The sequence below is a fragment of the Acinetobacter sp. YH12095 genome, from assembly GCF_013419245.1.
Classification (GTDB): Bacteria; Pseudomonadota; Gammaproteobacteria; order Pseudomonadales; family Moraxellaceae; genus Acinetobacter; species Acinetobacter towneri.
This window is the reverse complement of the sequence record NZ_VPAL01000003.1, coordinates 93,476-105,427: the sequence shown is the minus strand read 5'-3', so window position 1 is coordinate 105,427 and position 11,952 is coordinate 93,476. Positions and strand designations below refer to the sequence as shown.

Genomic DNA, 11,952 nt, shown 5'->3' with positions numbered 1-11,952 from the left:
GTCATTGTGCTTTTTTATAAAAAAGGCTTGTCATCAGGAAGTGATCTCTATAATATACACAGCCATCGGGGACGTGGCGAAATTGGTAGACGCACTGGATTTAGGTTCCAGCGCCGCGAGGTGTGAGAGTTCGAGTCTCTCCGTCCCCACCACTTAAATATCAAGTCAGCTTGATTTTAAGTTACAGAGGATTGGTGTAATGGTAGCATGACGGTCTCCAAAACCGTTCGTCAAGGTTCGAATCCTTGATCCTCTGCCAAATTAAAATCCAACAACTCAGTTGGTACCCGATGTTGGGGACGTGGCGAAATTGGTAGACGCACTGGATTTAGGTTCCAGCGCCGCGAGGTGTGAGAGTTCGAGTCTCTCCGTCCCCACCATACATTAAAGAGCAAGGCAATGACCTTGCTTTTTTATTGCCTGTTATTTTAGCTTTAAATCATTGCATCTCTTTGACAAGGCTTAGATGTATTTTAAGATTTAAAGTTCAGTATAAAAAAAAGCCCATAAACAGGTTATGGGCAAGATCATCTTTAAGTGTTGATGAAATACGATTTGAATTTTTATTTTTGCATCCTATCAAGTTCAACCGTTATCGCATACTTATCTATATTGTATAAGTACTTATGCTTTTAAATGGTCTTCAAATTCCTCGCCTAATTTCATTGCTAAAGCATTACCAGAAAGCTCGCAAGTGACCAAACCATATTCTTTTTGAAAGCTAAATGTGAAACCGTGACCATCCGCCAAATTTTTGACTGAATAACCTAATTTTTCTAACCAAATACGAAACGCAATTAAATTTTTTGCTTTAACAACTTTTTTCACGAGAGAACTCCTATCCATTTATTTAATTATTAATAGGGATATTTCTTGAATTTTTAAAGGGCAGAAATGTATTTCTTTAACATTTTTTTCATTGATTTTTAGAAATCTAAAGTCCTTTTAAGCAATTAGAATATTTTAAAAGAATTATTTATTTGTAAATTATTGATATTTATTATTTTAACTGAGGTGGCGTAATTAATTTTAAGGTCTTAGATATATTGCCAAAAGATGACTTAGAAATATTTTGTTAATGATTTTTAGTTTTAGGCTGTATTTATTTTCAGCATGAACATATGGGGATTATCCATTTTTTATGCCAAGCTTTAATTTAATGCAATGGAGATCAGTATGGAGCATGTCGGTACCAAATAGACATTAGCTTATACTATGGTTGAGTTTGAAGGTTTGGAAAATAGACATGATTGCACAAACAATCCAACAGCAGGTTGAGCACATAGTGAAGCAGATGCAAAATCAAGGGCTAGAGCCTGTTGCCGTGATGCTTGGGCATGAAGATTGGTTGCTATTTTCTTCACAATCCAATGTGGCTTATACGCCTTTTGGCAGTGCACGCCGTTATCAGCCCGCATTGTCCAATTTGCTTTTGGTGCGGGTCGATGAAATGAATGCTGTGCGTGTGGTGACACAAACTCAATTAGATGAGTTTGCTGCTAGTAATCAAATTTTATAAGCCGAGAAAATATGAAATATCATGCACTTTCTTATCCAAATTTCAATTTAAAAGTTGTCTTTGAGTTCACGTAATTTCTGAAATTCTTCGACACTTTCGGCTCTTAAAAATGGATTGGTTTCCAGTTCTAGTTCGATGCTGCTTGGCAAAGTGGGTTGATTAAGCATGCGTAAACTTTCAATTTGTTGATAACGCTCTTGAATGGCAACATTGTCGGGTTCTACATGCAGTGCAAATTGTGCATTCGCCAATGTATATTCATGGGTGCAATATACTCGGGTACGCGGAGGCAGCGCTGCCAAGCGGTTTAAAGATTGATACATTTGCAAATATGTACCTTCAAAAACACGCCCACAGCCCATCGCAAATAAAGTGTCGCCACAGAACAATACATCCAACGCATCTATAAAATACACAATATGCCCCAAGGTATGTCCCGGAACGGCAATAACATCGACCTGTAAATCATGAAAATTGATATGGTCTTGGTTTTGTAAAGGATGCGTGATAAACGGAATTTTGCTCAATTCTTCACGTGGCCCATAAACAGGTAAATTACGTTCTGCAATGAGTTCAGGCACACCGCCAATATGGTCTTGATGCCAATGCGTCAACCAAATTTGCGCGATCTCTAAACCATGATTTTGGCAAAAACCTTCAACAGGTTTGGCATCAGTTGGGTCAACCACCACCACTTGTTTGCTGGCACAATGTTCAAGCAACCAAATATAGTTTTGTGATGGTTTCTGCGCATCAATAAGATGAACTTGGTAGTGCATGCTCAGTTCCTGAAACTTAATCGCTTGTGGCTATTACAGCATGCTTTTGCGGGCGTGTAAAAGTGTATCCCCAAGTGTCTGAGTATCGCTTTGCTATGTGACCACTTGATGATGAACAAGAGATGTAAAGATAAAATAGAAATAAAAATCAAATCCATAAAAAATGCCGTGTTTAACACGGCATTTTACAACAGAGATTCGGTGAAGTCTTAGCGGATTTTTGCCAAGAAACGACCTAAACGTGTCATTGCTTCACGTAATTCATTTTCTGCTGGCAAGAACACCACACGGAAATGATCAGGCGTTGGCCAGTTAAAACCTGTACCTTGAACCAACAAAACTTTTTCTGCTTTGAGTAAATCGAGCATTAACTTTTCGTCATCTTCAATTGGATAGACGTTTGGATCAAGTTTCGGGAAGCAATACATTGCACCCTCAGGTTTGACACAAGACACGCCAGGAATGTCGTTCAGCATTTCCCATGCAATGTTACGTTGTTCGTATAAACGACCACCCGGACGAATCAAGTCATTGATAGACTGATAACCACCCAATGCTGTTTGAATCGCGTACTGCGCCTGATGGTTGGCACACAAGCGCATAGACGCCAACATGTCTAAACCTTCAATGTAGTCTGCAGCGCGTGATTTATCGCCTGTAATCGCCATCCAGCCTGAACGGAAGCCCGCAATGCGATACGATTTAGACAAGCCATTAAATGAGATACAGAGTTGATCACCCGCTAAAGCTGCAACCGCAACATGCTCAATGCCGTCATAAATAATTTTGTCGTAAATCTCATCAGCAAATAAAATTAAGTCATATTTTTTTGCCAATGCTACAATTTGTTCCAACACATGACGTGGATAAACCGCACCCGTTGGGTTATTCGGGTTAATAATGACAATACCGCGCGTATTTGGCGTGATTTTGCTTTCCATATCGGCAATGTCTGGATACCAAAAGTTTTCTTCATCACATTTGTAGTGAATAGCAGTACCGCCCGATAAATTCACTGCCGCAGTCCAAAGCGGGTAGTCAGGCATTGGTACCAGCATTTCATCGCCATCGTCCAACAAGCCTTGCATCGCCATAACAATCAGTTCAGACACGCCGTTGCCAATATACACATCATTGACATGCATATCGAAAATGCCTTTTTGCTGATAGTACTGACAAATCGCTTTACGCGCAGGGAAAATCCCTTTGGAGTCGGTATAACCAATCGCATTAGGCAAGTTCAATGCGACATCATTAATAATTTCCTGTGGCGCTTCAAAACCGAATGGGGCAGGGTTGCCAATATTCAGTTTAATAATTTTATGACCGGCCTCTTCCATTTCATTGGCCGCTCGTAACACAGGTCCGCGAATGTCGTAGCATACATGCTCAAGTTTTGATGATTTTTTTATTTCGCGCGGAGTCGTGTTACCTAGTACGGACATAGTTCCATCCAATGATTAGAAGATAAATAAATTATAGATTACTGAAATATCACAATCTATGCTGAAATTTAGCTAGATATTTTGCAAGGTCTAGCGTAAAAATGGAAGTACTGAAGCATGACACTGAATGTCAAAGATTTAAAGGAGTTAGTGATGGGAAAACTCAATAAAACAGACCGAGAATGGCAAAGAGAGTTATCACCAGAGGAATTTCGGATTACACGTCAAAAAGGCACGGAGCCTGCTTTTACGGGGAGATATTGGAATACTAAACAAGAGGGGATTTATACCTGTCGTTGTTGCGGTACAGCGCTATTCTCATCTGAAACAAAATATGACAGCGGTAGCGGTTGGCCAAGTTTCTATCGTCCAATCCAGCCTGGGGTGATTGAAGAACATCAGGATGGTTCGCACGGCATGCAGCGTACTGAGATTGTTTGTCATCATTGTGACGCACATTTAGGGCATGTTTTTGATGATGGTCCACAGCCAACAGGATTGCGCTATTGTGTCAATTCGGCTTCTTTAGAACTCAAAACACAAGAAAAAAATGATGAGGGAAATTATCCATGACCAACATTTATCAGTTTGAAGCTGAGTTGTTAGATGGACAAAATAAAGCCTTTAGCGATTATGAAGGGAAGGTTTTGTTGATTGTAAATACAGCCAGCAAGTGTGGTTTTACGCCTCAATTTGCGGGTTTGGAAAAGTTATACCAACAATATAAAGACCAAGGTCTGGAAGTTTTGGGCTTTCCGTGCAATCAGTTTGGTGGGCAAGATCCAGGCTCCAATGAGCAAATTGGGAGCTTCTGCCAAAAAAACTATGGTGTCAGTTTTCCAATGTTTAGCAAAATTGATGTGAAAGGTCCTGAAGCACATGCGATTTTCCGTTACCTGACCAATAACAGTAAAGGTATTTTGGGCAACGGAATTAAATGGAATTTCACCAAGTTTTTAATTGGCAAAGATGGCAAGGTGTTGAACCGTTTTGCTCCGACCACAAAACCTGAAGATTTGCAGGCGGAAATTGAAAAGGCTTTACGATAAAGGCTTGCGCTTGTGCAAGTAAGATAATTAAGGCGATCAGATGATCGCCTTAAATTTAATTGAAATCATTAACTTATAAAATCGCTTTAAGACGTTGAATTACTTGTTCACATTGCGCCAAATCTGCAACCAAAGCTAAGCGAACATGGTTTTCACCCGGGTTACCTTGTACGGTTTCACGAGATAAATACCGACCTGGCAGCACTTTAATATGGGCTTTTTCCATCAATATTTTGGCAAAATTTTCATCATGGTCGACTTTGAGCCAGTAATAAAAACCTGCATCTGGTTTTTTTAATGGCAGTAAATGCCCAAGTTCCGTTTGGAATAATTCAAACTTGGCGCGATATTGTTGACGATTATCTTCAACGTGCTGTTCATCATCCCAAGCTGCAATAGATGCCAATTGATGTTGAACAGGCATTGCCGCACCATGATAGGTACGATATTGCAAATAAGGTTTTAATAAGTTGGCATCGCCCGCAACAAAGCCTGAACGCATGCCGGGTAAGTTTGAGCGTTTAGACAAAGAATGGAATACGATGCAGTTTTTGTAGTCATCGCGTCCAAGTTCGGCACAGACTTCCAGTAAACCTGTAGGAGCTTGGTCAAACCATAATTCCGAATAACATTCATCAGATGCAATGACAAAATTATATTGATCTGACAAAGCTATTAGCTTTTTAAATTGTTCTTTTGAAAGGACAGCACCCGTTGGATTTCCTGGTGTGCAGACAAATAATAAAGCGGTTTTTTCCCAGACTTCTGCAGGTACGGCATCAAAATCACCCAAGTAATTATTGTCTTCGGTGCAATTGATGAAATAAGGTTGGGCACCTGCCAATAAAGTTGCCCCTTCATAAATTTGATAAAACGGATTGGGCATCACTACATAGGGTGCATCTTCACGTCGAATCAAGGCTTGTACAAAGGAAAAAATCGCTTCACGTGTACCTGAAACGGGGAGAACTTGAGTGTCTGGGTTAACTTGTTTTAAATGAAAGCGTTGTGTCAGCCAATGGGCAATGCTGTGACGTAATTCAGGCAGACCTTTGCTGTTCGGATAAGTCGATAAATGCTGAAAATTATCAATAATGGCTTGTTTGACAAATTTAGGTGCAGGATGTTTAGGTTCACCAATAGACAGTGGAATTAACGGCAAATTTGCAGGTTGTACGTCCTGAAATAGTTTGTTTAGCTTTTCAAAAGGGTAAGGATGTAATAAGGACAAACTTGAGTTCATGGATGTTCCGTAAATTGAAGTTAATGTTGACCACAGACCTGATTAGAGGCCTCATCTAAAGCAGCTTTGAGCTGGATGGCAAAGGTATCTGCTTCAGACTTTGTCATTGGGTTGCCATCTTTTTTGGTGACGAAGAAAATATCTTCGGCACGTTCGCCCAGGGTGGCAATTTTGGCGGAGTGAATATCTAAGCCTTGCATCATAAACAAGCCGCCAATTTTGGCGAGTAACCCGGGATGATCTAGTGTGGCAATTTCGACCATGTTTTGATTCAGCGCTGCATTGAAAGTCACTTCTACTGTATTTTCAATGTCAAAATGACGTAATTGACGCGGAATGCGGCGTTGCATCAGACCCGGATATTTATCTGACTGGCTCAAGGCATTCACTAAAGCCTCAATCACCATTTCTTCACGTTCAGGGTCTGTTAAGAGTGTGCCAAAACGGTCTAAGACCACGTAAGTATCCAAACTAAAGGCTTTGGTCGCAGTAATAATTCGTGCATCCTGAACGTCAAGGTTCATGCGGTCTAAAATAGCGACAGTTGTGGCAAATAGGTTGGGTTGGTCTTGCGTGTAAATAAAGATTTGTACTGCGTCTTGTGCTGATTTTCGGTGCGCGCGCATGAGCACTAATGGTGCAGGATTATCGCCATGCTCCAAAATCGCGCGGGTATGCCATGCAATTTCATCGGCAGATTCTTTAATAAAGTATTCATCGCCCAGTTCTTGCCAGACTTTTTCAACAGCACTGAGTTCAAAATCTTTAACCAGTAACTCGCTTGCCGCAAATTTGGTGTCTTCAATCAGCATTTGATAATCGACGGGACGCCCAAGTCCTGAGCGAATGACATCACGCGCTTGCGTATAAAGTTGGCGCATTAAGGATGCACGCCATGAGTTCCAGAGTGTTGGATTAGTCGCATTAATATCAGCAACCGTTAAGGTATAGAGATAATCTAAATGCTCCATATCTCCCATTTTTTCGGCAAATTCCTTGACCACATCGGGGTCAGAAATATCTTTTTTCTGTGCTGTGACTGACATCAACAAGTGATTTTTGACTAACCATGCCACAAGGTTACATTCACGTTCAGTAAATCCGTGTTTACGGCAAAACTCAATCGCATCTACCGCACCAAGTTCACTGTGATCACCACGACGACCTTTAGCAATATCATGGAAAATCGCAGCCAAATAAATAATGTCACGACGGGCTAAACGCTGAAATACCGAACTGACCACAGGAAAATCTTTCGCGAATTCAGGTTCTTTGAAGCGGCTTAAATTGCGGAGTAATAGTAAAATGTGCGCATCGACTGTATAAATATGGAATAAGTCGTATTGCATTAAACCTGTAATTTGACCAAAAGCGGGGATGTAATTGCCCAATACACCTAAGCGTTTCATAGTCACCAAGGTATTATACAAGCGGTGCGGTGAGCGCAAAATTGCCATAAACAGCGCTTGATGCGTTGGATCATCACGGAAACTTTGGTCAATACGCTTGGCTGCAAGTGTCAGCAGGCGCAGTGTTCGTGCGCGAATTCCTTCAATTTCAGGACGATTGGCCAATAAATAGAAAATTTCTAAAATTGCGCTTGGTTTTTCTGAGAAAATTTTGTGGTGCTGCACGGCAAGTTTGCCATCGACCAGTTTAAAATTTTCATTAATTTCTTCAATGTTACGTTCATAATTAGGCAAACGCGGGGTAATGACCGACTCATTAAAATAGGCCAGCAACATTTCATTTAAAGTGGAAACTTGCTGTGCAGAGCGATAATAACGCTTCATAAATTGTTCAATCGGGTAATTTTGCGGTTTACCTTCTTCTCGAACATAGCCAAAAGTTGCTGCAATATCTCGTTGATAATCAAACAATAAACGGTTTTCATCACGTTTGGTTAAACGATGGAGATGATGACGGATTTCCCATAAAAAGCTTTCGGCTTCTTCAAGTACACCCAATTCAAATTCTGAAATAAAACCTAAATGCACCAAGTCGTAAATACGATTGACGCGAAAATGGCGTTTGGCAATCCAGCCAATTTGGTTGATGTCACGAATACCGCCCGGAGCATTTTTAATATCAGGTTCTAAATTACTTTCGGTGTCATTGTGCTGCGCGTAACGCTTGCTTTGCTCCTCCATTTTGGCATCAAAAAAGGTTTTATCTGTCCAAGTTTGCGAAACAATACGACGCGGCCATTTGGCAAGCTGCTGATTTCCTGTAATTAAACGCGCTTCAATCAAGGCAGTTGCAACAGTTAAATCACTGGTTGCCTGAATCACACAGTCTTGAATAGTCCGCACGCTGGTGGCAGGTTTGAAGTTGCCAACATCCCATAAAGACGAAATAAAGGTCGAAATAAGTTGTTCTTGTTCTGATGTGATTGCATCTTCCGACAACACCATAATATCGACATCGGAATAGGGCAGCATTTCTTTACGCCCATAGCCGCCCACTGCAAATAGGCTCAAATCGGTTTTGTCTAATTCAGCATGTTGCCATAAGAAAGTGAGCGCTTCATCAATCAGGTTAGAACGCGCCAAAATCACTTCACGAATGGATTGTCCATTTTCAAAACATTGTTGTAGCTGATTTTCGACATCGGTGCGCCATTGGTTAATGGCCTGAATGTCATGGTTGCTTTTTACATAATTCAGCAAGGGTAATGTAATGATCATGGACAATTCCGTTATGCAATGACGAGCTTAATTTTGATTTTCGTTTAAATGTACGCGAACAGTGTCCGCAGTCTGCTGAGCTAGCTCACGCGCTTGCTCTGTGGTTTCTGCTCGTGCAGTGGCAACGCCCATACGACGACGCTCAAAACCTTCAGGTTTGCCAAATAAACGTAAATCTGTATCGGGATGTGCTAATGCAAGATTCAGGCCAGAAAATGAAAGATTCGTTGCATCGACACCTGCATAAATCACCGCACTGGCTGCAACGCTATGGCGTGTGGTATTGACAGGTAAGCCTAAAATCGCGCGGGCATGTAATTCAAATTCACTTTGGAATTGTGAAGCCAATGTCACCAAACCTGTGTCGTGTGGACGTGGAGAGACTTCACTGAACCAGACTTTATCGCCTTTCACAAACAGCTCTACACCAAAAATACCGCAACCACCTAAGGCAGTAGTCACTTTGTGTGCAATTCGTTTGGCTTCAGTCAAGGCAGCATCACTCATGGCTTGAGGTTGCCAGCTTTCTACATAGTCGCCTGCATCTTGACGGTGACCAATTGGGTCGCAATATGAAGTTTCGATCGCACCAGTTTCTGGGTTTTTAGCACGTACGGTTAATAAGGTAATTTCAAAATCGAAGTCAATTTGTGATTCAACAATCACAGTGCCTTGATTGACGCGCCCGCCAGTCTGGGCATATTCCCAAGCTGCATCAACTTCATCAAAGCAGGTGACACGCGATTGTCCCTTGCCTGAAGATGACATCACAGGCTTCACAAAGTTTGGATAACCAATGTCATCACATGCAGCGCGGAAAGATTCGAGAGAATTGGCAAAGCGATAAGCGGATGTCGGCAAACCTAATTCTTCTGCAGCCAAACGACGAATGCCTTCACGGTTCATGGTCAAATTTACCGCTTTGGCAGATGGAATCACTGTTGCAATATTTTGCGCTTCAATTTCAAGTAAAACTGATGTCGCAATGGCCTCAATTTCAGGCACAATTAAATTGGGTTGAATTTTTTCAATCAGTTGTTTTAATTCTGTGGCATCTGCCATGTTTAAAGTATAAGCATAATGTGCGACTTGCATGGCTGGCGCATGGTCGTAGCGATCGGCGGCATGTACTTCTACGCCTAAGCGTTGCAGTGAAATTACCACCTCTTTACCGAGTTCCCCTGAACCCAATAGCAAAACTTTAAAAGCAGAAGATTGAAGGGGAGTACCAATGGTCACGCTCATGTGAATCGTCCTTGCTAAAGTGGGCTTTTAGCATAGCAGAACTGTTCCATGAGTTAAGCCCTGTTTGCAACAAAATCATGATTTTGTCATCTACTTATATTGCATTCAGTGCTTTAAAGCAGTTAAGGCTGAATCCTGAAATAGATCATTTGGACGATTCAACCTCTAAATTTCAGCAACATTAGAACGAAAATGGCACATAGGTATAAATTAAACCATAGGTGATGGCTGCGGTAAGCGTGGCAGGGACGATTTTCTTAAACTTAAAATACAAACCTGTGAGTACTAAAAAGCCAATTAACATCGCAAAACTTTTATTGGGTGTTTCAAGCAAAGGTGGCAAGGTTGCAACCACAAGCATAGAGCTAATTGCAGCAATACCAATACTGCCTAAAGCGATTTTAAGCCATAAAGCACCACGTTGCTGTGAGCCTTGTTGAAACTTTTGAATCACAAAAAATGGCCCAAAACGTGAGGCGAAGTTTGCGATACCGACTATAATACCGACCAAAATAATTTCTAAACTCATGATTTTGATCCTGTATGTTCAGGGTCGGGTTGTTTTAAAACATAGTGTTTAAATAATCCCGCCAAAATACCTGAAGAAATCCCAATAAAAATTGCAGCAGATAAGTCAATAAAATAACAAGCTACGGCAGATACTAGAATGGTGATTCCCACGACAAAGGTGTGTTTCTTTTCAAATGCTGCCAATAAGAAGCTAAGGAATAAAGCGGGCAGTAAAAAGTCGAGCGCCGCTTGCAAAAACTGTGGCATTTTAGTGACTTGATCGGCAAATAATCCGCCTAATAAAGAGCCTAATGCCCAAGACAACCAACTAAATAAACTCAGTCCAAGCATCCATGATTCAGACCATTCCTGACGGCGCTGTGACAGTTTAATCATGCCTGAGGCAAAAACCTCATCGGTCAGACCCCATGACCAAATTGCAGTTTTTTTTAGGTTTAAACGATCTTGAATCAGGTTTTGTAAGGCCGGGCCGTAAAGTAAATGTCGAATATCCAAGGCGATTACCGTTAATGCGGTCATCCAGATTGAAGTTCCACTGCCCAATAAGGCAACGACTAAAAATTGACTCGCCCCTGCATACATCGAGCAAGATAAAAATAAGGCTTCCCATGCACTAAAGCCGAATTGAGTTGCAGAAACACCAAAAGCAAAAGAAACAGGCAGATAGGTGAAAATAATCGCCTGACTATCTTTTGCACCTTGCCAAAAACTTGCTGCGGGCGCAGTTTGAATATTGTGTACGGACACGACACACCTTGTGGGAGAAAGTTGAACGATGGGTCAAATGAAGATTGTGTATTATACTTGAATTCATTAGCATGATGCCGAATTGTTTGTATGGGCGAACCGATATGTTGAAATTGAAAACACCTGTAATCCTGCTTGCTTCAATGTTATGCAGTAGCCTGTTATTGCAAGCGTGTAGCAATGACAACAACCCGCAAAAAACAGTAGAAATTAAGCCTGCGCCAAAACTCACCAATGATGCGACTGTGTATGCGCAAGCCGCGTGGGAATTAATGAATGAAGTTGAGCCGTACGTGTATCGTAAACAGCGTAACTTAATTGAAGATAAAGTCCGCAAACCTGCCCGTAAATTAAGTACCGACTGGCGTATTAATGTCAAAATGACCGACTCTGTAACGGAAGGGAAATATGCGCTGTGTCGTAAGGCCTTGACCAGTTTGGAAATTTGGGCACGTGCGACGATTGACAGTTCAAGCAGTCTTGCACAAAAACAAGCCGATTATGAACGTGATAAAAAACAATGTGCCGATGCTTTGGCGCATCCTGAATTGGGTAATACCGACCCGAAACAAAAGGGCAATGTGGTGCAGTCTTAGTTGAGATTATTTTGCATTGATGTGATGCAGAATCGCCTATAAAAAAACCTCGATGCTTACATCGAGGTTTTTTTATTGAATCAATGCTCGGCTGTAAGCATTGTTCTAAAA

12 protein-coding genes and 3 tRNA genes are annotated in these 11,952 nt (G+C 41.3%); 7 read left to right on the top strand and 8 right to left on the bottom strand.

Going from position 1 to position 11,952, the window contains the following annotated elements:
• Positions 1-67 precede the first annotated feature (67 nt).
• The 3 genes from FTU35_RS03575 (at position 68) to FTU35_RS03565 (ending at position 380) form a co-directional block, all read left to right on the top strand.
• Positions 68-152 (top strand) — tRNA-Leu (locus FTU35_RS03575).
• Between the two features lie 33 nt (positions 153-185).
• Positions 186-259 (top strand) — tRNA-Trp (locus tag FTU35_RS03570).
• A gap of 36 nt (positions 260-295) precedes the next feature.
• Positions 296-380: transfer RNA gene (locus FTU35_RS03565), tRNA-Leu, on the top strand.
• 244 nt (positions 381-624) lie between these two features.
• On the opposite strand, the gene FTU35_RS03560 is transcribed toward FTU35_RS03565, so the two are convergent.
• Positions 625-828, bottom strand: a complete 204-nt coding sequence (locus FTU35_RS03560; RefSeq protein WP_004971452.1) for a hypothetical protein — start codon at positions 826-828, stop codon at positions 625-627.
• Between the two features lie 466 nt (positions 829-1,294).
• Here FTU35_RS03560 and FTU35_RS03555 point away from each other — a divergent pair, with 466 nt between their 5' ends.
• Positions 1,295-1,519 (top strand): hypothetical protein, encoded by a 225-nt coding sequence (locus FTU35_RS03555; protein WP_373686810.1) that lies wholly within the window; start codon positions 1,295-1,297, stop codon positions 1,517-1,519.
• 47 nt (positions 1,520-1,566) lie between these two features.
• Here FTU35_RS03555 and gloB read toward each other — a convergent pair whose 3' ends face one another.
• On the bottom strand, positions 1,567-2,298 hold the full coding sequence (gene gloB / locus FTU35_RS03550) for a hydroxyacylglutathione hydrolase (RefSeq protein ID WP_179990106.1): 732 nt from the start codon (positions 2,296-2,298) through the stop codon (positions 1,567-1,569).
• Positions 2,299-2,507: 209 nt separating this feature from the next.
• Positions 2,508-3,743 (bottom strand): pyridoxal phosphate-dependent aminotransferase, encoded by a 1,236-nt coding sequence (locus FTU35_RS03545; RefSeq protein ID WP_004971448.1) that lies wholly within the window; start codon positions 3,741-3,743, stop codon positions 2,508-2,510.
• 153 nt (positions 3,744-3,896) lie between these two features.
• On the opposite strand from FTU35_RS03545, the gene msrB reads away from it, so the two are divergent.
• Entirely contained in the window at positions 3,897-4,316 is a 420-nt protein-coding gene (gene msrB / locus FTU35_RS03540; RefSeq protein ID WP_096902313.1) for a peptide-methionine (R)-S-oxide reductase MsrB, read from the top strand.
• Positions 4,313-4,792 carry a glutathione peroxidase gene (locus tag FTU35_RS03535; protein ID WP_096902294.1) on the top strand — a complete coding sequence of 160 codons (480 nt, stop codon included), beginning with the start codon at positions 4,313-4,315 and terminating at the stop codon, positions 4,790-4,792. The genes msrB and FTU35_RS03535 overlap by 4 nt, the downstream gene beginning before the upstream one ends.
• A gap of 73 nt (positions 4,793-4,865) precedes the next feature.
• Here FTU35_RS03535 and dapC read toward each other — a convergent pair whose 3' ends face one another.
• The 5 genes from dapC to FTU35_RS03510 all read right to left on the bottom strand — a co-directional run bounded on the left by dapC (position 4,866) and on the right by FTU35_RS03510 (position 11,230).
• Positions 4,866-6,035, bottom strand: coding sequence for a succinyldiaminopimelate transaminase (dapC, locus tag FTU35_RS03530; RefSeq protein WP_180064502.1), 1,170 nt, complete (start codon positions 6,033-6,035; stop codon positions 4,866-4,868).
• Positions 6,036-6,055: 20 nt separating this feature from the next.
• On the bottom strand, positions 6,056-8,722 hold the full coding sequence (gene glnD / locus FTU35_RS03525; protein ID WP_004971443.1) for a [protein-PII] uridylyltransferase: 2,667 nt from the start codon (positions 8,720-8,722) through the stop codon (positions 6,056-6,058).
• 27 nt (positions 8,723-8,749) lie between these two features.
• Complete coding sequence (gene purT / locus FTU35_RS03520; protein ID WP_179988445.1) at positions 8,750-9,967, bottom strand: formate-dependent phosphoribosylglycinamide formyltransferase; 1,218 nt, start codon at positions 9,965-9,967, stop codon at positions 8,750-8,752.
• Between the two features lie 181 nt (positions 9,968-10,148).
• On the bottom strand, positions 10,149-10,496 hold the full coding sequence (gene ygaH / locus FTU35_RS03515) for an L-valine transporter subunit YgaH (protein WP_179989735.1): 348 nt from the start codon (positions 10,494-10,496) through the stop codon (positions 10,149-10,151).
• On the bottom strand, positions 10,493-11,230 hold the full coding sequence (locus tag FTU35_RS03510; protein ID WP_179989883.1) for an AzlC family ABC transporter permease: 738 nt from the start codon (positions 11,228-11,230) through the stop codon (positions 10,493-10,495). Before FTU35_RS03510 ends, ygaH begins: the two co-directional genes overlap by 4 nt.
• Positions 11,231-11,349: 119 nt before the next feature.
• On the opposite strand from FTU35_RS03510, the gene FTU35_RS03505 reads away from it, so the two are divergent.
• A complete protein-coding gene (locus tag FTU35_RS03505; protein ID WP_026438320.1) occupies positions 11,350-11,841 on the top strand; it encodes a hypothetical protein in 492 nt (163 codons plus the stop codon).
• The last annotated feature ends 111 nt before the right edge of the window (positions 11,842-11,952 follow it).